Consider the following 22,603-nt stretch of genomic DNA (forward strand, 5'->3'; position numbering starts at 1 on the left):
CGGGGGGGTTGGCTGCCTCGGCCTGATCCGAACGATTCTATGTATCTCTGTGCTCAAACAACACCATTGATTCCAGATGTCCGGTATGCGGGAACATGTCCAGCATTGCCAGGCGTTGAATCTGATACCCCGCCTGCAGCAGCAGGTCGCTATCGCGCGCCAGGGTCGCCGGATTACAGGAGACATAGACGACGCGACGCGGGGCAAGTTTTATAATGTGTGACATCACGCCCGGCGCTCCGGCTCGCGCCGGGTCGAGTAATATTTTATCAAAACCATGCTGCGCCCAGACCTGGCGGGTCACATCTTCTTCCAGATTTTCATGAAAGAATGTCACGTTGTGCAGCTGATTGAGCGCGGCGTTTTCCCGCCCTTTCGCAACCAGCGCCGGGACGCCTTCAACGCCCACGACATTGGCCGCACGCGTAGCCAGCGGCAGGGTAAAATTCCCCATCCCGCAGAACAGATCGAGCACCCGATCCTGAGGCTGAATATCCAGCCACGCCAGCGCCGTTTGCACCATCAGCTGATTGACGCCATCGTTCACCTGGATAAAGTCGCGCGGACTAAACATTAAGCGTAGCCCGTCTGAGGTATACCATGGGGCTTCCCCACTAATATGTTCCAGTATCTCGCTTTGCGGCGCCAGGTACAGAGCGAGACCGTGAGATTGCGAAAATCGTTCCAGTTTTTCTTTATCGCCGGCCGGTAATGCTGCCGTGTGGCGCAGGACCATCAGCGGGCCATTGTCCGCCAGCACCAGCTCGACATGCCCGAGCTGACGCGTTGATTTCAGGCCGGACAAACACTCGCGCACCGCTGGCAGCAATGCCTCAAGATCGGGCACCAAAATGGGGCACTGCACCACATTGATAATGTCGCTGGAGCCAGCCTGGCGAAAGCCCATCTGTAATTGTTGGGTCTTTGGCTGATAATTCAAGCTCAGACGTGCGCGCCGGCGATATCCCCACGGCGAAGCGGCTATAATGTCGTCGACATCCCGCTTCATCAGCCGGGCAAGCGCTGCGCGTTTACTTTGCTGCTGGAGCTCAACGCTGGCATGCTGTTGCTGGCAGCCGCCGCAGGTACCGAAATGCGGGCAGCGCGGCGTCTGGCGCTGCGGGCTGTCATTAAGACGGCGTTTTACCTGCGCCCGGGAGTACTGTTTTTTGTCTTCAACCACGACAACTTCAGCCTGTTCCTGGGGCAATAAGCCATTAACAAATAGCGCTTTACCATGGTGACGAGCAACGCCCTGACCAAAGGGGTCGAGGTCATTGACTGTTACGGTTATGATCTGGCGCGTCGTCACACGCCGTTTTGCAGAGTAGAATTGCGCCATCGTAGAGATTTGTCTCAATCAAATAAACTGACTCTATACACGAGTCCATTCAAGGTGCGTCAGGGCAGCCGGTAAGCGTTCCCGGCGGCGAAGATCGGCCCGTCGCCGAAACCGCCAACGCAAAGGCACTTGATGGATGAAGAGTATATTCTCCCATAACGGAACCGCATGACCAACTACAGCCTACGTGCTCGCATGATGATTCTTATCCTGGCGCCAACCGTACTGATCGGTTTGTTGCTCAGTATTTTCTTCGTCGCGCATCGCTATCACGACCTGCAGCGTCAGCTGGAGGACGCCGGGGCCAGTATTATTGAACCCCTGGCAGTCTCCAGTGAATATGGCATGAATCTGCAAAACCGCGAGTCTATCGGCCAGCTGATTAGCGTGCTGCATCGCCGTCATTCCGATATCGTACGCGCTATTTCCATTTACGATTCGCAAAACAAGCTGTTCGTCACCTCCAATTTTCAGCTCAATCCCAGCGAGCTACGTCTGGAAAATGGGGAAAAATTTCCTCGCCAGCTGAGCGCGGTGCGCAAGGGCGACGTCATGATTTTGCGTACGCCTATCGTCTCGGAAAGCTATTCACCCGATGAATCGCCGATGACCGATGCCAAAATGCCCGGCAACATGCTGGGCTATGTCGCCCTCGAACTGGATCTCAAATCGGTGCGACTGCAGCAGTACAAAGAGATTTTCATCTCCAGCGTTATGATGCTGTTCTGTATCGGCATCGCGCTGATCTTCGGCTGGCGCCTGATGCGCGACGTCACCGGGCCGATCCGCAATATGGTGAATACCGTCGATCGTATTCGTCGCGGCCAGCTCGACAGTCGCGTCGAAGGGTTTATGCTCGGCGAACTGGATATGCTGAAAAACGGCATCAACTCCATGGCCATGTCGCTGGCGGCCTACCACGAAGAGATGCAGCACAATATCGATCAGGCGACCTCCGATCTGCGCGAAACCCTCGAGCAGATGGAGATTCAGAACGTTGAGCTGGATCTGGCGAAGAAGCGCGCCCAGGAAGCGGCCCGCATCAAATCAGAATTCCTCGCCAATATGTCTCACGAGCTACGAACGCCGCTCAATGGCGTCATTGGCTTTACCCGTCTGACCCTGAAGACCGATTTAAATACCACTCAACGCGACCACCTCACCACTATCGAGCGCTCGGCGAACAACCTGCTCGCTATCATTAACGACGTGCTGGACTTCTCGAAGCTGGAAGCGGGTAAACTGATTCTCGAGAGCATCCCGTTCCTGCTGCGTAATGCGCTGGATGAGGTCGTGACTCTGCTGGCGCACTCCGCCCACGATAAGGGGCTGGAGCTGACGCTGAACATCAAAAATGATGTTCCGGACAATATTATCGGCGATCCTCTGCGCCTGCAGCAGATCATCACCAATCTGGTGGGCAATGCCATCAAGTTTACCGAACATGGCAATATTGATGTGCTGGTCGAGCAGCGAGCGCTGAGCAACACCAGCGTACAAATCGAAATTCAAATCCACGATACCGGGATCGGGATCCCGGAGCGCGATCAGTCCCGTCTGTTCCAGGCGTTCCGCCAGGCCGATGCCAGTATTTCCCGCCGCCACGGTGGCACCGGGCTCGGGCTGGTGATAACCCAGCGGCTGGTCAAAGAGATGGGCGGCGATATCTCATTCCACAGTCAGCCGAATCGCGGCTCCACGTTCTGGTTCCATATCAACCTCGACCTCAATCCCAACGCGGTTCAGGAGAGCCCGTTAACCCACTGTCTGGCGGGTAAAACGCTGGCCTACATCGAGGCCAATGCGGCGGCGGCGCAGTGCACCATGGAGGTGCTGACGACCCTGCCGCTGGAGGTGGTGTACAGCCCGACATTCTCCGCGCTGCCGGAAGCCCACTACGATATCCTGCTGGCCGGTCTTCCGGTATCGATGCGTGACCTGAGCCAGCAAAAGGATAACCTGGCGAAAGCCTGCGCCATGGCCGACCACTTACTGCTGGCGCTCCCCTGCCATGCACAGATTAATGCCGAAACCCTGAAGCAAGACGGCGTTGCCGCCTGCCTGCTCAAACCGCTGACCGCCACGCGGTTAATCCCGGCGCTCACCGCCTCCTGCCGGGCCAGGACCCCGATCGTCCTGCCCCATTCTGACAGTAGCAAGCTGCCAATGACGGTGATGGCGGTGGACGATAATCCGGCGAACCTGAAGCTTATCGGCGTGCTGCTGGACGATCTGGTCCAGCACGTCACGCTGTGTGATAGCGGCCAGCGCGCCGTAGAGCAGGCCAAGGAGATGCAGCTGGATCTGATTCTGATGGATATCCAGATGCCGGATATGGACGGCATTCGCGCCTGCGAGCTGATTCGCCACCTTCCTCATCAGCAACAAACGCCGGTGATCGCCGTCACCGCCCACGCGTTTGACGGGCAAAAAGAGAAGCTGATGAAGGCCGGGATGAACGACTATCTGGCGAAGCCCATCGAAGAGGATAAGCTGCACAACCTGCTGCTGCGCTATCAGCCGGGAAGGCATACCGCGCCGCTGCAGGCAGCGGAGCCTGTCGAACCGCCCATCGACTACAACGTGACGCTCAACTGGCAGCTGGCGCTACGCCAGGCCGCCATGAAACCGGACCTGGCGCGGGAGATGCTGCAAATGCTGATCGCCTTTATGCCAGAAGTGCGTAATAAAGTGGAAGAGCAGCTGGTTGGCGAAGAGCCGGAGGGGCTGCTGGATTTGATTCATAAGCTTCACGGAAGCTGCAGCTATAGCGGGGTGCCGCGGCTGAAAAAGCTGTGTCAGACCCTTGAAAGCCAGCTGCGCGCCGGAACCGCCGCCGAAGATCTGGAGCCGGAGCTGCTGGAATTGCTGGATGAAATGGATAATGTCACGCGGGAAGCGTGCAAAATGCTGGGCATATAAATCCCCTTCTCCGGATAGCGCGGTGCCTGTCCGGGCGGCCATGTAAACGGCATCGCCCCGGCAGGCATCACGCGACCGGGAAAACCGTCTTACCGCTTGCGTCCCATGTTCAGCACCGCGGCAACATTCCTCGCCGTCATGCGCACGTTATCTGCCGCGTTCTCCAGCGCCTCCTCCAGCGTACAGACCGAATAAATCACGCTGAATACCGCATCCAGCCCGTGCCGGTGAACAATCCCCACGTCCGCGGTCAGGCTGCCGGCAATAGCAATAACCGGTACGTTATAGCGCTGCGCAACCTTTGCTACCCCCACCGGCACCTTGCCATGGATCGTCTGGCTGTCAATGCGCCCTTCACCGGTAATCACCAGGTCTGCGTCCGCCACCAGCTCCGCCAGGTGCAGCGCATCGGTCACAATCTCAATCCCCGGACGTAGCCGCGCGCCACAGAAAGCATACAGGGCGGCGCCCATACCGCCTGCCGCGCCACCGCCCTCAAGATGAAGTACGTCGACGGCTAAATCGCGTTGAATGATGCGCGCATAGTGCGCCAGCGCGCGGTCGAGACGGACAATCATCTCTGCCGTCGCCCCTTTTTGCGGCCCAAATACCGCCGTAGCGCCTTCCGGACCCGTTAGCGGATTGGTCACATCGCAGGCCACATCGATGCGGCAATCGGCCAGACGGCTATCCAGTTCGCTCAGATCAATTCGCGCCAGCTGTTCCAGCGCTCCGCCGCCGGAGGCAATCTGCTGATTATCCGCCGTCAGTAACTTTCCGCCCAGCGCCTGCACCATTCCGGCGCCGCCGTCATTCGTCGCGCTACCGCCGATACCGATAATAATCTGCTGTACGCCGGCATCCAGCGCGTGGCGAATCAGCTCCCCGGTTCCCCAGGTGGTCGTTAACAATGGGTTACGGCACGCCGGCGGGACGCTTTCCAGTCCGCTGGCCGCCGCCATTTCAATAAAAGCACAGCGCTCATCGCCGGAAAGGCCGTAAAAAGCGTCTACCGGTTTATTCAACGGACCGGTAACCGTAACCTGCACCAGACGCCCCTGAGTGGCGGCAACCATCGCTTCGACGGTCCCTTCGCCGCCATCGGCAACAGGCAACTTGACATACTCCGCATCAGGATAAATCTCCTGAAAGCCCGCTTCTATCGCCGTCGCAACATCCAGGGCACTCAGGCTCTCCTTGTATGAATCCGGTGCAATCACTATTTTCATCCGCTGTCCTTAATATGAACAAACACCCGGTAGCAAAACCATTCCGGTTCCCGCAGGAACCGGATTTTCCTTAGCGCACCATACACGGACGCTTATTATCAAACGTCCAGTTCGGGATCAGATACTGCATTGCCATCGCATCGTCACGCGCGCCCAGCCCGTGCTTTTTATATAGCTCATTCGCCTGCATCACGCGGTCCATATCCAGCTCAACGCCGAGGCCCGGAGCGGTGGGCACCTGCACCATACCACCTTTGATCTCAAAAGGTTGTCGGGTCAATCGTTGATTCCCTTCCTGCCAGATCCAGTGGGTATCGATGGCGGTAATGTTGCCTGGCGCCGCCGCCGCAACGTGGGTGAACATCGCCAGCGAGATATCGAAATGGTTGTTGGAGTGCGAGCCCCAGGTCAAACCAAATTCATGGCACATCTGCGCCACGCGAACCGATCCCTGCATGGTCCAGAAGTGCGGATCCGCCAGCGGAATGTCCACCGATTGCAGAGACAACGTATGTCCCATCTGACGCCAGTCGGTGGCAATCATATTGGTGGCCGTCGGCAGGCCGGTGGCACGACGGAACTCCGCCATCACTTCGCGGCCCGAGAAGCCCTGTTCAGCGCCGCAGGGATCTTCCGCATAGGCCAGCACGCCTTTCAGCTGTTTGCCAATTTTGATGGCTTCATCCAGGCGCCAGGCGCCGTTGGGATCGAGCGTCACGCGCGCCTGCGGGAAACGTTTAGCCAGCGCCACAATCGACTCCGCCTCTTCTTCACCCGCCAGCACGCCGCCTTTGAGTTTGAAATCGTTGAAGCCATATTTTTCGTAGGCCGCCTCCGCCAGACGCACGACGGCGTCCGGCGTCATAGCCTCTTCATGACGAAGCCGGTACCAGTCGCACTTCTCATCGCTCTGACTTTGATAGGCCAGCGGCGTGGCATGACGGTTACCGACGAAGAACAGGTAGCCCAGCATTTCGACTTCGCTACGCTGTTGGCCATCGCCCAGCAGAGAGGCGACGTTGACGCCCAGATGCTGCCCCAGCAGATCCAGCAGCGCGGCCTCAATCCCGGTGACAACGTGAATGGTGGTACGCAGATCAAAAGTTTGCAACCCGCGGCCGCCGGCGTCGCGGTCGGCAAAGCGGCCGCGTACCGCCCCGAGGACGTTTTTATACTCGCCGAGCGCTTTCCCGACGACCAGCTCAGCGGCCTCTTCCAGCGTCTGGCGGATTTTCTCTCCGCCGGGGATTTCCCCTACGCCGGTATGGCCTGAGTTATCTTTGATAATCACAATATTGCGGGTGAAATACGGGGCATGGGCTCCGCTAAGATTCATCAGCATACTGTCGTGGCCGGCAACCGGAATAACCTGCATCGCGGTGACGACGGGGGTAGAAAACTGCGTGGTCATGATGAAATCCTTTTGTTATTGATTGGCGACAGCGGTGCGGCCGAACACGGGACGCTTGCGGTCAAATTTCCAGCCGGGGATCAGATACTGCATCGGCACCGCGTCATTACGCGCGCCTCCCGGCAGCGCCTGATAGGCTTGATGGGCTTTTTGCACCTGCGCCCAGTCCAGCTCGATACCAAGGCCTGGCGCATCCGGTACGGCAATCTTGCCGTTCTCAATCTGCAGCGGATTTTTGGTCAGACGACAGTCGCCTTCCTGCCAGATCCAGTGAGTATCAATTGCCGTCGGGTTGCCCGGCGCGGCGGCGCCTACGTGAGTAAACATCGCCAGTGAAATGTCAAAGTGGTTGTTCGAGTGACAACCCCATGTCAACCCCCAGTCATCACACAGCTGGGCGACTCGCACCGCGCCGGAGAGCGTCCAGAAGTGCGGATCGGCTAAGGGAATGTCTACCGCGTTGAGCATCACCGCGTGCCCCATTTCCCGCCAGTTGGTGGCAATCATATTGGTGGCGACCGGTAGCCCGGTGGCACGACGAAATTCCGCCATCACCTCCCGCCCGGAGAAGCCCTGCTCGGCGCCGCACGGATCTTCCGCATAGGTCAACACATCCTGCAGGCCCTTGCACAGTTCAATCGCCTCATCCAGCAGCCAGGCGCCGTTCGGGTCGACCGTAATACGCGCATCCGGGAAGCGTTTTTTCAGCGCGCGTGCGCTCTCTATTTCCTGCTCGCCGGGCAAAACACCGCCCTTAAGTTTGAAATCTTTAAAGCCGTAGCGATCTTGCGCGGCCTCGGCAAGTCGCACCAGCGCAGCGCTGTTCATCGCTTCCTGATGGCGCAGGTGGTACCACTCATGATGCCCAGGGGTAGCGTCCAGATAAGGGAGATCCGTTTTATTTCGATCGCCGATATAAAAGAGATAGCCCAGCACGGTGACCGCATCACGCTGTTTACCTGGTCCCAGCAGTTCGCAAACCGGGACATTAAGCGCTTTACCTAGCAGATCCAGCAGCGCGGCCTCCAGCGCCGCGACCGCGTTGACCCGCAGCTCAAAGGTCCAGGCCCCCTTGCCAAAGGTGTCAAAATCCGCCGCCTGGTTGCCTTTATGTACCTGCTGAACCACGTTATTCAGACGGGCGACCTCTTTTCCCAGCACCAGCGGAATAGCGTCCACCAGCGTCTGATAAATAACGTCACCGCCGGGCGCCTCGCCGACGCCGGTATTCCCCGCATTGTCGGTCAGTACCACGATATTACGGGTAAACCAGGCACTATGCGCCCCGCCGATGTTCAGCAGCATGCTGTCGTGACCGGCCACCGGAATGACTTTCATATCGACAATCGTCGGACTGGATTGAGTGTTCATCATTAGCGCTCCGCGACCGGTTTAAGCTCAATGCGTTTGATATCGCCCACCAGCACCAGATAGCTCAGTACCGCCACCAGCGCATGCACCCCGACGTAAATCAGCGCGCCGTTGAATGAGCCCGTCGTTCCGACGATGTAACCAATCGCAATTGGCGTCACGATGCCGGAGATATTGCCGAACATATTGAACAAGCCGCCCGACAGACCGCTGATCTCTTTCGGCGCGGTATCGGCCATCACTGCCCAGCCGAGGGCGCCAATCCCTTTGCCGAAGAAGGCCAGCGCCATAAAGCCGATAATCATCCACTCCACGTTAACGTAGTTACAGAACACCATAACCATCGACATCAGCATGCCTGCCACAATCGGGGTTTTACGGGCAATATTGAGCGAGCCGGTGCGACGCATTAACCAGTCGGAGATAATTCCGCCCAGCACACCGCCAGCAAAACCGCAGATTGCCGGCACCGAGGCGACAAATCCGGCCTTCAGAATCGACATGCCGCGCGCCTGCACCAGGTAGACCGGGAACCAGGTGATAAAGAAGTAGGTCAACGCGTTGATGCAGTACTGACCGATATAGATCCCGACCATCATCCGGGAGCCAATCAGCTGTTTGATCTGCCCCCATTTTTCGCTAAGCGGGACTTTTCGGCTATTTTTCTTCTGATCCATGTTGATCAGCGCGCCGCCTTCGGCAATATACTCCAGCTCTTTTTTGTTTACGCCGGGATGCTGGTTCGGTTCATGGATGACTTTCAGCCATACAAAACTGATGACAATCCCCAGCCCTCCCATAAAGAAGAAGACATGCGACCAGCCCACTTCATGGGTTAACCAGCCCATGATGGGCGCGAAGATCACGGTGGCAAAGTATTGCGCGGAGTTGAATATCGCCACCGCGGTTCCTCTTTCCTGCGCCGGGAACCAGGCCGCGACGATTCGGCTGTTGCCTGGGAACGAGGGCGCTTCCGCCAGCCCGACCAGAAATCGCAGGGTAAACAGCGCGATAATAATACCGAAGCCGCTAAAGATATCGACGAAGCCCTGCAAGAGGGTAAACATCGACCAGATGAAGATAGACCAAAAATAGACCCGTTTTGAACCGAAGCGGTCCAGCAACCATCCGCCGGGGATCTGACCGATAACGTAGGCCCATGAGAACGCGGAAAAAACGTAGCCCATACCCACCGCGTCCAGGCCAATATCCTTGGCCATTTCCGAACCGGCTATCGACAGCGTTGCGCGGTCACCGTAGTTGAAAGAGGTGACGATAAACAACATCACCACTATCCAGTAGCGGGCATTGGTGCGTTTTTCCGCGCCGCTAGCCGCCTGACTTAATGTACTCATTGTTGCACTCCTGAATCATAGCCGTTAGCTACGTTCATTCTGAATGGCACAACCTGTAGGGTAGTCAGAATGACGCGTTTGAGTTTTTCATTGTTTTCGTTATATCTGGCGTGCTGCCTTTTTAACTGGCAGGGAAAGTATAAAAAGAGGACCTGACCGGCTCACCGTGCATACACACAGCTTTAGCGGAGATTTAGAAATAGATTTATGGCTTATGCCTGACTGGATGGGGGATAGTTCACGGAAATGAAAAGCGGGCGCAAGGAACAGCGGAAATCGCAGGACAAACGACAGGAGTGTGAAATGCTTCACTTGACCCGGTGGAAACTCCCGGAAAAAACCGCCCGCGTGAACCGCTTGTCGTGCAAATGCCCGATGCCCGGGACAGGTAAAAGGGTTAACATTTTATTGACCGTTTATCTGGCACTGGCATCAGGAAGTGACGCCCTCTATGTAGGGAGAGGGCGCAACTTTTATCCGTTAATGGATGGGTTTATTCGAGCAGACTCGCCCACTGTTCAACCCATGGGTTAGACACGCTCTCGGGTTCAGGGTCTTCGCTGGCATCGATCATAAGCATGTCGCCGATACGTCTGGCGCCCTGCTCCTGCAGCAATGCATCGAACGTCTTACCGCCGCCGCAAAAATTAGCGTAGGTGCTATCGCCAAGCGCGATAATCCCGTAACGCAGGTGCGGTTGATACATGTCTTTCATCCCTTCATACAGCGGAACGATGCTGTCCGGCAGATCGCCCTGACCGGTGGTGGACGTGACTACCAGCACATATTTGCCGCTATACGGTTCCCAGTCCTGAATTTCCGGGTCTTCGAACACCTTTGCTTTATGCCCCAGGCCGCTCAGAATGGCTTCAGCCTCTTCGGCCACCAGCAGCGCGTTTCCATACATCGTGCCTACAAAAATACCGATATCTGCCATGATTATCTCCCTGAATTGACCTCAATCTCTTCATCCTGACCGCTGTCGTCAGCAAACTCAACCCTTTCATTTAGCGGCAGAAGACCGCGCCAGCCAAACTGCGACAGCGCCCGCATCCAGACGTCGTCAAGGCCCGCACGGATCGTCAACGGCTCGCCGGTAAAGGGATGCGTTAACGATAGCTGGCTGGCGTGAAGCATCAAGCGGTCAACGGAAAAATGCTCTGCGGCGCTGCGGTTTTGTCGGAGATCGCCATGTTTACTGTCGCCGATAATCGGGTGACGTAAATGAGAAAGGTGGCGACGCAGCTGGTGTTTACGCCCGGTTTTAGGCTCCAGCTCAACCAGGCTATAGCGCGTTGTCGGATAACGTCCGGTCGCCACCGGCATTTCGACGGTCGCCATTCCGCGATAGTGCGTGACCGCCGGCTGGGGCTCTTTATCGTCACGTGCAAATTTATCGGCGATCTTATCCAGCTCTTCTACCAACGGGTAATCCAGTACCGCTTCGTCGGTCAACCAGCCGCGCACCACCGCGTGGTAGCGCTTTTGCATCTGATGCTGCTCAAACTGCTGAGACAGGCGCCTTCCCGCTTCGCTCGACAGCCCCATCAGCAGGACACCCGATGTCGGGCGGTCAAGGCGATGGGCGGTAAACACGTGCTGACCAATCTGGTCGCGTACGGTTTGCATCACCACCACTTTTTCATCGCGGTCCAGCCAGCTGCGATGAACCAGCCAGCCGGAGGGTTTGTTCACCGCCACCAGCCATTCATCCTGATAGATAATCTCCAGCATCAGGCGTCATCACCGGCAAACAGCGTATCCAGCAGCAGCAGCTCCGCCAGCACCCGCTCGCGCAGCGGATGGGCGGCATCGAGAGCCATCTCATAATAGGGGGCGACGGCGAAATTCTGCGGCAAGGGCTGCTCGCTATCGAGTAAGTGGTGCAGACGAGGAATCAGGACCCACTGCAGCCACTCCAGCGGTTCAAGCGTGTCCATACAGAAAGGCTGATCGCTGGCAAAAGCGCGGCTTTCCGGCGCATTGTCTTGCCAGTGGTCCGTTTCGCGCAGCAGCGCTTCAAGGGCGTGCAAACGCTCGCGCACGCTAAGGTGAAGAGTCATGGGAAACCTCGATGAGTTGTAAACCGGACGCAGGATAGCAAATACAGCAGCGAAAACTACTCAAAATCATGGCGCCGTCGCCCGTCCAGTCAGGACAATGCGTGCACGGCCATGCGTCAGAGCGGCATGGGCCAGACAGGTTGCGCCAGCCTGACCTGAAGCATCGCCCAGACAATTCGCCTTTCGCCAACGGCCACCGCCAAAGGTGATGCGCTAAAAACAGGCATAAAAAAAGGGAGCACTGTATAAACAGTGCTCCCGGTTCGTTTCGCAGCAATCCAGCTACATTGGTGCTCCCTGCTCGTCCATGAAAACTTTTCCTGAGGTCTCCTGACCATGTTCATCCATAAACTTGTGCATCCTGCTTCCACACCACCCCGATGCGAAATCACTTATCCTTAAGTCTGTCCCGATCTTCCTGATCCACCGTTCATCATGAGCGGCTCACGTTCTCCATCCTGGAGGTGTCCTTTACGCGTTCCTGCGTTATCCTGCGCTTCATCCTGAAGCCTGTCCTTGCAACGCCTTCCCGGCGGGTCCTGCATGAAGAGTCATCATCCTGATGTTCACTTCATTTTGCGACTCCCTGTCGACACACATAGGATCACTGATTCCGCTTCGTCTTACAAGCCTTCTTAAGAGAATCTCTTAAGGTTAATCCCTGGCTAAAAAGGCGAAACAAAGAATAACTCACTGAATTATATTGATTTACCAGAAATAAAGCCGCGAAAAATTGGCTTAAATGATGACGATCTCTTACAGGTCTTGTAAGAGATCTCTCACAAACGGGTGGGGAAAATGGATTACAGCACCGGCTCAAGCTGGTCAAGGAAGCTCGCCAGAGAAGGCGAAAGAATTATCCGTTTGCGCGTGCCGAGCGTCTCTTTGAGCACTTCGCCGCTCAGGTTGCACACCGAAATGACCTCCAGCTCGCTCTCGAGCGTGGCGATAAAAAGCGTTGGCGACAGCTTCAGCCGTTTTTGTACCACCAGGTGGCCGATTAAATTCTCCTGCACGCGCCGGAAGTCATCCGGACTCCAGGTTTGCAGCAGCAGCATCGTCTCACCGGCAAAGCGCGCGGCCATATCACCGGCGAACTGAGTGGTATAATAACTATGAATCGGCTGTTGTATCACAATATCCAGCGCCCGTTCAACCGCGCTGATATTTTGTTCTGCGGTAAAGGGCTGCGGCTGCCAGTAAACGGCGTCGTCATCCGTCGCGCTGATGCAGGGTGACGGTACGCCATAAAGCTCTTCGCTACGCGGCAGGCTGGCGCGCTGCTGCTGCCAGGCAGCGCAATAACGTTGGGTGAAGGCTTGCAGCGCTTCTGCGGTTTGATAGTCCACCGGTTTCTCTCTTCACGTCAGACAGGATACACTTGGCGTATAGTGTACCCGCTTTACTATGGTGAAACATGTCTTCTTACGATAATCATCAGGCGCTTGCCGGCCTGACGCTCGGTAAATCAACTGATTACCGCGATACTTACGATGCCTCGCTGCTTCAGGGCGTGCCGCGCAGCCTGAACCGCGATCCGCTGGGCCTGCACGCGGACAATCTGCCTTTTCACGGCGGTGATATCTGGACGCTGTACGAACTCTCCTGGCTTAACGCTAAAGGGCTACCGCAGGTCGCCGTGGGCCATGTTGAACTCAATGACACCACCGTGAACCTGGTAGAGTCGAAGAGCTTTAAGCTCTATCTCAATAGCTTTAATCAGACCCGCTTCGCCGACTGGCAGGAGGTCGAGGCGACGCTGATGCGCGATCTCAGCGCCTGCGCGGAGGGGGAAGTGCAAGTGTCATTGTATCGTCTCGATGAACTCGAAGGCCAGCCGGTCGCACATCTGCACGGCGCCTGCATCGACGATCAGGATATTGAAATCGATAACTACCAGTTCAGCGCCGACTATCTGCAGGATGCCGCGAGCGGCAAAGTCGTCGAGGAGACGCTGGTCAGCCATCTGCTGAAGTCCAACTGCCTGATCACCCATCAGCCGGACTGGGGTTCGGTGCAAATTCAGTATCGCGGCGCCAAAATCGATCGCGAAAAGCTGCTGCGCTACCTGGTGTCCTTCCGTCACCACAACGAATTTCACGAGCAGTGCGTAGAGCGCATCTTCAACGATATTCTGCGTTTCTGTCAGCCGGAAGCCCTTTCCGTTTATGCGCGCTACACGCGACGCGGCGGTCTGGACATCAACCCGTGGCGCAGCAACACCGATTTTGTTCCGGCCATCGGTCGCCTCGCTCGTCAATAGTCAACATTTTCACAATTTGCGTGCGTTAACCCGCGCGCAAGGTTGTGAAAACGCCACCAGCAAGGCTATTGTAATCACAGGAAGACGATAATCGTCCTGTAAGGAGTTCACTTGATTACACATGTTAGCCCGCTTGGTTCAATGGATATGCTGTCACAGCTGGAAGTGGATATGCTTAAACGCACCGCCAGCAGTGACCTCTATCAACTCTTTCGTAACTGCTCGCTTGCTGTACTCAACTCGGGGAGCCTGACCGATAACAGCAAGGAGCTGCTGTCTCGTTTTGAAAACTTCGATATCAACGTGCTGCGCCGTGAACGCGGCGTGAAGCTGGAACTGATCAATCCCCCGGAAGAGGCCTTCGTTGACGGGCGTATTATCCGTTCCCTGCAGGCCAACCTGTTTGCCGTACTGCGCGATATCCTGTTCGTTTACGGACAGATTCACAACACCGTTCGCTTCCCGAATCTCGATCTTGAAAGCTCGGTGCATATCACCAACCTGGTGTTCTCTATTCTGCGTAACGCCCGTGCGCTGCACGTCGGCGAAGCACCGAATATGATTGTCTGCTGGGGCGGCCACTCGATTAACGAAAACGAATATCTGTACGCCCGTCGCGTCGGGACCCAGCTGGGTCTGCGCGAACTGAATATCTGCACCGGCTGCGGTCCGGGCGCGATGGAAGCACCGATGAAAGGCGCCGCGGTCGGTCACGCCCAGCAGCGTTACAAAGACAGCCGCTTTATCGGCATGACCGAGCCATCAATTATTGCCGCCGAACCGCCTAACCCGCTGGTTAACGAGCTGCTGATCATGCCGGATATCGAAAAACGTCTTGAGGCGTTTGTCCGTATCGCCCACGGCATTATTATCTTCCCGGGCGGCGTCGGCACCGCGGAAGAGCTGCTTTATCTGCTGGGGATTTTAATGCACCCGGCCAACACATCGCAGGTCCTGCCGCTGATCCTCACCGGTCCGAAAGAGAGCGCCGACTATTTCCGCGTGCTGGATGAGTTCATCGTACACACGCTGGGCGAATCGGCACGTCGCCACTATCGCATCATTATCGACGACGCCAGCGAAGTGGCGCGCCAGATGAAGAAAGCGATGCCGCTGGTGAAAGAGAGTCGCCGCGAAACCGACGATGCCTACAGTTTTAACTGGTCGATTCGTATCACCCCGGATCTGCAAATGCCCTTCGACCCGACGCACGAAAACATGGCCAACCTCAAGCTTTATCCGGATCAGCCGGTTGAGATGCTGGCGGCAGACCTGCGGCGCGCGTTCTCCGGTATCGTGGCCGGCAACGTCAAAGAGGTGGGTATCCAGGCGATTGAAAAATTCGGCCCTTACAAGCTACACGGCGATCCGCAGATGATGCGTCGGATGGATGACCTGCTGCAGGGCTTCGTCGCCCAGCACCGCATGAAGCTTCCGGGCGGCACTGCGTATATTCCTTGCTACGAAATCTGTTCCTGATAGCTAATCTGTCATCTCGGGTTACGGCGCATGCTGCCGTAATCCGGTTCTCCCTCCTCCCGTATTAAACTCCCTTTACTCCCTTTACTCCCTTGCCCCCTTTACCTCCTCTGACCACGTTTAACCTCCTTTAACGGCTGAGGCCCGCTTTCCCAATGATTCATTTATTTTAAGAATGCTTTGTAACTTTTTTCACAAAGCCAATCGTTTGCGTTTCCATAAGAAGCAATAAATATCACTGATAAAAAGGCATTTAAGCGCAAAAACATCGTCAGTATCTCATTTTTACAGTAAAAACATCGTTATTAAGCCTCCCTTCTTTTATCTCATATCCTGTAAATGGTAGCCTTCGCGCCACAAATACCTGGCTGATCACCAGAAACAGACTGTTGAACTAAAAATACCCACATCGAAAGTGGATTATTGCAATTGGGATCGCGATCACTGATGCATTTACCAGATAAATGTATCTTTCCGCCCCACTTGTTACGGAGAAAATCATTAAAAAACCGTAATCAAACGCATTTCATATTACTTAATTGATTTTAATCATTATATTTGGTCGCTTCCTCCAGGAGATACAGATGGAAACCACTCAAACCAGCACTATCGTAACGGGTGAAACCCGTAGCGGATGGCGCAAAACAGATACCATGTGGATGCTGGGACTGTACGGTACGGCAATCGGCGCGGGCGTATTGTTCCTGCCGATTAATGCCGGCGTCGGCGGTATGATCCCCCTGATCATCATGGCAATTCTTGCTTTCCCGATGACCTTTTTCGCCCACCGCGGAATGACCCGTTTTGTCCTTTCCGGTAAAAATCCGGGTGAAGACATCACGGAAGTGGTAGAAGAGCACTTCGGTGTCGGCGCAGGTAAGCTGATTACCCTGCTCTACTTCTTCGCCATCTACCCGATTCTGCTGGTTTATAGCGTGGCTATCACCAATACCGTCGAAAGCTTTATGACCCACCAGCTGCAGATGACCGCGCCGCCGCGGGCGATCCTGTCGCTGATTCTGATTGTGGGCATGATGACCATCGTGCGTTTCGGCGAGCAGATGATTGTTAAAGCGATGAGTATTCTGGTGTTCCCGTTCGTTATCGCTCTGATGATCCTCGCACTGTACCTGATTCCTCAGTGGAACGGCGCGGCGCTGGAAACCCTCTCCCTGAACAGCTCGACCTTTACCGGTAATGGTCTGTGGATGACTCTCTGGCTGGCGATTCCGGTGATGGTGTTCTCCTTTAACCACTCGCCGATCATCTCCTCCTTCGCCGTGGCGAAGCGTGAAGAGTACGGTCAGGGCGCAGAGAAGAAGTGCTCCAGCATCCTGGCTCGCGCTCATATCATGATGGTATTGACCGTGATGTTCTTCGTCTTCAGCTGCGTACTGAGCCTGTCTCCGGCCGATCTGGCAGAAGCAAAAGCGCAGAACATCTCGATTCTGTCTTACCTGGCGAACCACTTTAACGCACCGGTTATTGCCTGGATGGCGCCGATCATCGCGATGATTGCCATCACCAAATCCTTCCTCGGCCACTACCTGGGCGCACGTGAAGGCTTTAACGGCATGGTGATTAAATCCCTGCGCGGTAAAGGCAAATCCATCGAAATCAATAAACTGAACAAAATCACGGCGCTGTTCATGCTGGTGACCACCTGGATTGTGGCCACGCTGAACCCAAGCATTCTCGGCATGATCGAAACCCTCGGCGGCCCGATTATCGCGATGATTCTGTTCCTGATGCCGATGTATGCCATCCAGAAAGTCCCGGCCATGCGCAAATACAGCGGCCACATCAGCAACGTCTTCGTTGTGATTATGGGCCTGATTGCTATCTCCGCGATTTTCTACTCTCTGTTCAGCTAATCTCTCCCCCGCGCCGCCAGCAGGCGGCGCGCTCCCCGACAGTACTGGATGCAACATGATCAGCGTATTCGATATTTTTAAAATCGGCATTGGCCCTTCCAGCTCCCATACCGTTGGACCAATGAAAGCGGGCAAGCAATTCACGGACGATCTTATCGCGCGCGGGCTGCTTGCCAACGTCACCAAAGTCGTTGTCGACGTTTACGGCTCTCTTTCCCTCACCGGTAAAGGCCACCATACCGACATCGCCATTATTATGGGTCTTGCGGGCAACCTGCCTGACAGCGTTGATATCGACGCCATCCCGGCGTTCATTCAGGACGTCAACACCCACGGCCGCCTGATGCTGGCAAACGGCCAGCAGGAAGTTGAATTTCCGGTCGACCAGTGCATGAATTTCCATGCCGACAACCTGTCGCTGCATGAGAACGGTATGCGCATTACCGCCCTGGGTGGCGACAAGGTGCTCTACACCCAGACTTACTACTCCATCGGCGGCGGGTTTATTGTCGATGAAGAACATTTCGGCCTGAGCAATGAAGCGCCGCCCGTGGTGCCTTATCCGTACAAAAATGCGGCCGACCTGCAAAGACACTGCCGCGAAAGCGGGCTCTCGCTTTCCGGCCTGATGATGCAAAACGAGCTGGCGCTGCACACCAAAGAAGAGCTTGAGCAGCACTTTGCCGCCGTCTGGGAAGTGATGAGCGGCGGTATCGAGCGCGGCATTACCACCGAAGGCGTACTGCCGGGCAAGCTGCGGGTTCCGCGTCGTGCCGCCGCCCTGCGCCGGATGCTGGTTAGCCAGGACAATACCAACAGCGACCCGATGGCGGTGGTTGACTGGATCAACATGTTTGCCCTGGCGGTCAACGAAGAGAATGCCGCCGGTGGACGCGTAGTGACCGCGCCGACCAACGGCGCCTGCGGCATCGTGCCGGCGGTACTGGCCTATTACGACAAGTTTATCCGCAAGGTGAATGCCAATTCGCTGGCGCGTTATCTGCTGGTAACCAGCGCTATCGGCTCGCTGTATAAGATGAACGCCTCAATTTCCGGTGCCGAAGTCGGTTGCCAGGGCGAGGTCGGCGTGGCCTGCTCAATGGCGGCAGCCGGTCTGACGGAGCTGCTGGGCGGTAGCCCGGGCCAGGTGTGCATCGCGGCGGAGATCGGCATGGAACATAACCTGGGTCTGACCTGCGATCCGGTTGCCGGCCAGGTACAGGTTCCCTGCATCGAACGTAACGCTATCGCCGCCGTCAAAGCGGTCAACGCCGCGCGCATGGCGCTACGCCGCACCAGCGAACCGCGCGTCTGTCTCGATAAAGTGATCGAAACCATGTATGAAACGGGCAAAGATATGAACGCCAAGTACCGCGAAACCTCTCGCGGCGGCCTGGCAATGAAAATCGTCGCCTGCGATTAACGATACATGCCCGGCGGCCGATTCTGCCGGGCAGCTTCCCCGCAACATCGTCTCCCCCACCAGGCATTTCAGTTATATAAATTAAAATTTAGTTATTTATTGGTTATAAAGACAATTTGTTACCTTACGGCAAACCGCCAAAGGAGAACATATCATGTCCAAAAGGTTGCATCTGGCCGCGCTGCCGCTGCTGCTCGGGCTGTCTGCGTCCGCGCTGGCTCAGGCGCCGGAAACCGTGAACATTGGCTATCAGAAGGCCAATATCTTCGCCCTGCTTAAGTATCGTGGCACCCTCGATGAGACGTTTAAAAAACAGGGCATCGCCGTACGCTGGGTGGAATTCCCGGCTGGCCCGCAGATGCTGGAAGGGCTGAATGTCGGCAGTATTGACCTCGCGGCCACCGGCGATGCGCCGCCGGCCTTTGCCCAGGCCGCTCAGGCGGATCTGGTCTACCTCGCGCACTCGCCGGCAAACCCCAAAACCGAAGCTATCGTGGTACCGGAAAACTCGCCGATTCACAACGTGGCCGACCTGAAAGGTAAGCGCGTGGGGCTGAATAAAGGTTCTGACGTCAACTACCTGCTGGTGGCCGCGCTGGAAAAAGCCGGGCTGAGCTATAAAGATATCACCCCGGTTTACCTGCCTCCGGCCGATGCCCGCGCCGCCTTCCAGCGTGGGGCGATTGATGCCTGGGTTATCTGGGACCCGTACCTTGCCGAAGTTGAAACCAACGCTAAGGCGCGGCAGATCCGCAACGCTGAAGGGCTGGTACCGCACTACACCTTCTATCTCGCCAGCCGCAAATTTGCCGAAAACCACCCGGATACCGCCAAACAGGTGGTGGATGAGTTACGCCAGCTCAGCGACTGGGCGAACGCCCATCAGGACGACGCCGCCGGAATTCTGTCAACCTCCACCGGGCTGGATAAGGCTATCTGGCTGAAAGCGCTCGCCCGCCTGCCCTACGGCGCCGAACGCATGACGCCCGCGGTCTATAACGAGCAGCAGGCGCTGGCGGATACCTTCACGCGTATCGGCCTGCTGCCGGTGAAAGTGGACGTGCGCAGCGCCACCTGGTCGCAGGATAAATAACCCTTGCCGGCGACGGGCCTCCCCGTCGCCTTCCCTCTTGCTAACCCTGCGCCTTTTCGCCGTCGCCAATCTGCCAGATAAAGGTCGGCGCCTCGCCGTTGACCAGCCAGTTGCCGATATTGCGCGCTTTGTAGATAACCGGGTTATGCGAGGCCACGGTACGCGCGTTGCGCCAGTGGCGATCGAGCGCTTTACCCACCCGGGTGTCCGACGCGCCGAGAGCGTTAAACAGCTCGGTCGCCGCACGCGGCACCCATTCGCTGGCAACCACCTGCGCCTGCGCCGCTTCGACCTCCGCCAGCCGATTACGCTGTTCAATCAGCGCCTCGTCGCCGCTGGCATGAACAATATAGGCCTGCTGTAAAGACTCCGCCGCCTGCAGCACCGCCGCACGGGTCGCCCACACCCAGCTGCTGATTTGCCCGACCACCTGCAGCACCTGAGGATCGTCGCGCGGCACGGCGGCATTGCCGTGGCTGTACATACGGGAGCGTTTTTTCACCCCTTCGGCGGCATCGCGTTCTACCGCCAGGCCGATACCCGCCAGCGTCGCCAGTAAGATATGCTGATAGAAGGCGGTCTGGTAGCGAAAGCGCTCGGCAAAATCATAGACATGTTCCTGCTCAACCAGGGCCTGCTTAAAGCGGGTGGTGCCGCTGCCGGTCAGACGCTGACCAAAGCCATCCCAGTCGTCATCGCGTTCCACCGCGCTCTGCCGGGTGCTGACCAGTGCGATGACATCGCCGTGGTTGTCGCTGCGGCGGGCAAAGACGTCAATCCAGTCGGCGTACAGCGTCCCGGTGCTGTAAAACTTCTCGCCGCTTAAGCGCCATCCGCGGTCATCCGGCGTCACCTGAGTATTCACCTCCCCAAGCTTCACCGCCCCCGTTTCGGTCCAGCCGCTGCCCACCAGCTCCCCGTCGAGAAAACGTTGAAACCAGCGATCGCGCTGCGCGGAGTCCGGTTGATTCAGGCGATCTTCAACAAAGGCAAAATGGGCGCGCAGCGCCTGCGGCAGGTTCGAGTCAGCCTCGGCGAGCTCAATCAACAGGGCAATCAGCTGCGGCAGCGACGCGCCCCAGCCACCCTTTTCCCGCGGAATACGCACCGTGCCAAAGCCCGCCTCCTTCAGCCAGCGAATCTGCTCGTCGGGTAAAATACGGTGCTGTTCGCGGTTCGCCGCCCCCTGCGCAATGCGGGAAAAAATCGGCCGGAAGGCCGCGGCCAGCTGTTCATAATCGGTACCGGTAGAGAGTAATGTCATCATCTGTTCCTTAATGGTGGCTATCGTCAATATCGTGACGCGTCGGCTCGTGGCGGACCGCAAGCAGGAAGAAGATCGGAATAATGGCGGCCAGCGACACCACCCAGAACATCTGCGTGCCGAGGGAGGCCTGCAGCAACGGCAGCACGAACAGCGCCAGCGCGCTGCCGATCCCGGAGAGCGCCCGGCTGAAGCCGACGCCGGTGGCGCGAATCGCGGTGGGATAGGAGAGCGCCGGATAGATCATCAGCTGCGCGCCGGGGCCGAAACCCTCGGCAAACAGCCACAGCCCAAGCATCGCAATTGCCAGCACCACCCCGACGGTGGCCTGCGGCTGGCCGACCAGAGCAAGCACAATCAGGGCGATAAACTGCAGCGCGAAGCCGGCAATCGCCACGTGGCGCGACGGATATTTCCACGCCAGATGCATCCCCAGCAGCCCGCCGGTAAAGGCAAACAGCGCGTTCAGCCCCAATGACGCGGAGATGGTTTCAAACACCCCGGCACCGAGAAACTGGGCGAGGATCGACGGCAGGAAAAAGGCGATGGCGGTGTACTCAAAGGAGATACAGATATTCATCACCCCGGCGACGATGGTGCGCTCGCGGTACGGCTTTTCAAACAGTACGCGGAAGCTCACTTTCGGCGGCGGCGCGGGGCGTTCAGCCGGCGCTTCATGGGCGGCAATGCCGTAAGAGTCGCGCAGAATACGCACCGCCGAAGCCAGGTCTCCCTGGTTTGCCGCCCACAGCGGTGACTCATTCATAAATTTACTGCGCACGGCGATAATCAGCAGCGCCGGGACGGCGCCAAACAGCAGCGAGGCGCGCCACAGCCAGTCGAGGTGCTCCTGCGGCAGCAGGAAATAGAGGCCGAAGATAATCAGAAAGCAGACCGTTGAAGCGGCGTACCACATCGGGCACCAGGCGGCGAGGCGCGCGGCCTTGTTGCCTTTGCCGGTAAAACGGGAGAATTCAGCGAGGTAGGACATGGCGACCGGCAGATCGATGCCCACGCCGATGCCCATCAGGAAACGCGCGCCGATCAGCACCCAGACGTTGGGCGCCAGACCTGCGGCGATGGCCGAGACGACGAAAAACAGCATGTCGGCCATAAACACCGAATAGCGGCCATATTTATCCGTCAACCAGCCGCCGATTAAGTTGCCGATAATGGTACCAACCATAATGGATGAGGTGACCAGGCCGGTCAGCAGCGGCGAGAGCTGGAATTCACGTACCACGTCGTCGATGCCGTAGGAGAGCGTGGTTAAATCATAGGCGTCGAGAAAGACCCCGCCGAGAGCGAGGAAGACAATCATCCGCGCATATTTAGCCTGATCCTTGCCCGAATTGATCAGCCGCGCCACATCCCCGACGCTACTCACCGGTGCGGAGGCCACGCCGGGATTATCAACAGACAGCGTACTCATGTTTTCACCTTGTTATGTTGTGCAGGTGATCGCAGTTATAGGCCGTCAGCCGATAAAACCCAACCAATAAAAATGCATATAA

The 22,603-nt window shown here is 57.0% G+C and carries 17 protein-coding genes; 6 read left to right on the forward strand and 11 right to left on the reverse strand.

The features are described 5' to 3' along the window. Positions 1-37 precede the first annotated feature (37 nt). A complete protein-coding gene (rlmD, locus tag ROR01S_RS04860; RefSeq protein WP_064359160.1) occupies positions 38-1,342 on the reverse strand; it encodes a 23S rRNA (uracil(1939)-C(5))-methyltransferase RlmD in 1,305 nt (434 codons plus the stop codon). 168 nt (positions 1,343-1,510) lie between these two features. Between rlmD and barA the strand changes: the two genes are divergently transcribed. After that, positions 1,511-4,264, forward strand: coding sequence for a two-component sensor histidine kinase BarA (barA, locus tag ROR01S_RS04865; RefSeq protein WP_064359161.1), 2,754 nt, complete (start codon positions 1,511-1,513; stop codon positions 4,262-4,264). An 89-nt stretch (positions 4,265-4,353) separates the two neighbouring features. Here the strand turns inward: barA and ROR01S_RS04870 are convergent, their stop codons facing one another. From ROR01S_RS04870 to syd, 8 genes are all read right to left on the reverse strand, one after another. Further along, on the reverse strand, positions 4,354-5,493 hold the full coding sequence (locus ROR01S_RS04870; protein ID WP_004866992.1) for a glycerate kinase: 1,140 nt from the start codon (positions 5,491-5,493) through the stop codon (positions 4,354-4,356). A 70-nt stretch (positions 5,494-5,563) separates the two neighbouring features. Next, entirely contained in the window at positions 5,564-6,904 is a 1,341-nt protein-coding gene (gene gudD / locus ROR01S_RS04875; RefSeq protein ID WP_004866993.1) for a glucarate dehydratase, read from the reverse strand. A gap of 15 nt (positions 6,905-6,919) precedes the next feature. Then, positions 6,920-8,275, reverse strand: coding sequence for an enolase C-terminal domain-like protein (locus ROR01S_RS04880; protein ID WP_071824691.1), 1,356 nt, complete (start codon positions 8,273-8,275; stop codon positions 6,920-6,922). Between the two features lie 2 nt (positions 8,276-8,277). Continuing rightward, on the reverse strand, positions 8,278-9,630 hold the full coding sequence (gudP, locus tag ROR01S_RS04885; RefSeq protein ID WP_004866997.1) for a galactarate/glucarate/glycerate transporter GudP: 1,353 nt from the start codon (positions 9,628-9,630) through the stop codon (positions 8,278-8,280). 493 nt (positions 9,631-10,123) lie between these two features. Further along, positions 10,124-10,567: a flavodoxin gene (locus ROR01S_RS04890; protein WP_004867001.1), complete on the reverse strand. Its 444-nt coding sequence runs from the start codon at positions 10,565-10,567 to the stop codon at positions 10,124-10,126. A gap of 2 nt (positions 10,568-10,569) precedes the next feature. Next, positions 10,570-11,364, reverse strand: coding sequence for a tRNA pseudouridine(65) synthase TruC (gene truC / locus ROR01S_RS04895; RefSeq protein ID WP_004867002.1), 795 nt, complete (start codon positions 11,362-11,364; stop codon positions 10,570-10,572). Beyond that, positions 11,364-11,693, reverse strand: a complete 330-nt coding sequence (locus tag ROR01S_RS04900) for a YqcC family protein (protein ID WP_048023726.1) — start codon at positions 11,691-11,693, stop codon at positions 11,364-11,366. Before ROR01S_RS04900 ends, truC begins: the two co-directional genes overlap by 1 nt. An 803-nt stretch (positions 11,694-12,496) precedes the next feature. Beyond that, positions 12,497-13,042: a SecY-interacting protein gene (syd, locus tag ROR01S_RS04905; RefSeq protein ID WP_015585857.1), complete on the reverse strand. Its 546-nt coding sequence runs from the start codon at positions 13,040-13,042 to the stop codon at positions 12,497-12,499. Between the two features lie 68 nt (positions 13,043-13,110). On the opposite strand from syd, the gene queF reads away from it, so the two are divergent. The 5 genes from queF to ROR01S_RS04930 all read left to right on the forward strand — a co-directional run bounded on the left by queF (position 13,111) and on the right by ROR01S_RS04930 (position 19,825). Beyond that, a complete protein-coding gene (gene queF, locus ROR01S_RS04910; RefSeq protein WP_064359162.1) occupies positions 13,111-13,956 on the forward strand; it encodes an NADPH-dependent 7-cyano-7-deazaguanine reductase QueF in 846 nt (281 codons plus the stop codon). Positions 13,957-14,067: 111 nt separating this feature from the next. Continuing rightward, on the forward strand, positions 14,068-15,435 hold the full coding sequence (ppnN, locus tag ROR01S_RS04915; RefSeq protein WP_004867006.1) for a nucleotide 5'-monophosphate nucleosidase PpnN: 1,368 nt from the start codon (positions 14,068-14,070) through the stop codon (positions 15,433-15,435). A 584-nt stretch (positions 15,436-16,019) separates the two neighbouring features. After that, a complete protein-coding gene (locus tag ROR01S_RS04920) occupies positions 16,020-17,309 on the forward strand; it encodes an HAAAP family serine/threonine permease (RefSeq protein ID WP_004867007.1) in 1,290 nt (429 codons plus the stop codon). 55 nt (positions 17,310-17,364) lie between these two features. Beyond that, complete coding sequence (locus ROR01S_RS04925) at positions 17,365-18,732, forward strand: L-serine ammonia-lyase (protein WP_004867008.1); 1,368 nt, start codon at positions 17,365-17,367, stop codon at positions 18,730-18,732. A gap of 154 nt (positions 18,733-18,886) precedes the next feature. Next, complete coding sequence (locus ROR01S_RS04930; RefSeq protein WP_004867009.1) at positions 18,887-19,825, forward strand: sulfonate ABC transporter substrate-binding protein; 939 nt, start codon at positions 18,887-18,889, stop codon at positions 19,823-19,825. A 40-nt stretch (positions 19,826-19,865) separates the two neighbouring features. Here ROR01S_RS04930 and ROR01S_RS04935 read toward each other — a convergent pair whose 3' ends face one another. Together ROR01S_RS04935 and ROR01S_RS04940 are read right to left on the reverse strand one after the other, a co-directional pair. Continuing rightward, positions 19,866-21,089, reverse strand: a complete 1,224-nt coding sequence (locus ROR01S_RS04935) for an acyl-CoA dehydrogenase family protein (RefSeq protein WP_015585854.1) — start codon at positions 21,087-21,089, stop codon at positions 19,866-19,868. 10 nt (positions 21,090-21,099) lie between these two features. Next, a complete protein-coding gene (locus ROR01S_RS04940; protein ID WP_064359163.1) occupies positions 21,100-22,521 on the reverse strand; it encodes an MFS transporter in 1,422 nt (473 codons plus the stop codon). Between the last annotated feature and the right edge of the window lie 82 nt (positions 22,522-22,603).

Source organism: Klebsiella ornithinolytica NBRC 105727 = ATCC 31898 (assembly GCF_001598295.1).
GTDB lineage: Bacteria > Pseudomonadota > Gammaproteobacteria > Enterobacterales > Enterobacteriaceae > Klebsiella > Klebsiella ornithinolytica.

Bases quoted from the DNA above. Each gene is read 5' to 3' on its own strand.
- ROR01S_RS04880 (WP_071824691.1), bottom strand. From the start codon at position 8,275: ATGAACACTCAATCCAGTCCGACGATTGTCGATATGAAAGTCATTCCG.
- ROR01S_RS04930 (WP_004867009.1), top strand. From the start codon at position 18,887: ATGTCCAAAAGGTTGCATCTGGCCGCGCTGCCGCTGCTGCTCGGGCTG.
- ROR01S_RS04870 (WP_004866992.1), bottom strand. From the start codon at position 5,493: ATGAAAATAGTGATTGCACCGGATTCATACAAGGAGAGCCTGAGTGCC.
- barA (WP_064359161.1), top strand. From the start codon at position 1,511: ATGACCAACTACAGCCTACGTGCTCGCATGATGATTCTTATCCTGGCG.
- gudP (WP_004866997.1), bottom strand. From the start codon at position 9,630: ATGAGTACATTAAGTCAGGCGGCTAGCGGCGCGGAAAAACGCACCAAT.
- ROR01S_RS04935 (WP_015585854.1), bottom strand. From the start codon at position 21,089: ATGACATTACTCTCTACCGGTACCGATTATGAACAGCTGGCCGCGGCC.
- truC (WP_004867002.1), bottom strand. From the start codon at position 11,364: ATGCTGGAGATTATCTATCAGGATGAATGGCTGGTGGCGGTGAACAAA.
- rlmD (WP_064359160.1), bottom strand. From the start codon at position 1,342: ATGGCGCAATTCTACTCTGCAAAACGGCGTGTGACGACGCGCCAGATC.
- ROR01S_RS04920 (WP_004867007.1), top strand. From the start codon at position 16,020: ATGGAAACCACTCAAACCAGCACTATCGTAACGGGTGAAACCCGTAGC.
- ROR01S_RS04925 (WP_004867008.1), top strand. From the start codon at position 17,365: ATGATCAGCGTATTCGATATTTTTAAAATCGGCATTGGCCCTTCCAGC.
- queF (WP_064359162.1), top strand. From the start codon at position 13,111: ATGTCTTCTTACGATAATCATCAGGCGCTTGCCGGCCTGACGCTCGGT.
- ROR01S_RS04900 (WP_048023726.1), bottom strand. From the start codon at position 11,693: ATGACTCTTCACCTTAGCGTGCGCGAGCGTTTGCACGCCCTTGAAGCG.
- ROR01S_RS04890 (WP_004867001.1), bottom strand. From the start codon at position 10,567: ATGGCAGATATCGGTATTTTTGTAGGCACGATGTATGGAAACGCGCTG.
- gudD (WP_004866993.1), bottom strand. From the start codon at position 6,904: ATGACCACGCAGTTTTCTACCCCCGTCGTCACCGCGATGCAGGTTATT.
- ROR01S_RS04940 (WP_064359163.1), bottom strand. From the start codon at position 22,521: ATGAGTACGCTGTCTGTTGATAATCCCGGCGTGGCCTCCGCACCGGTG.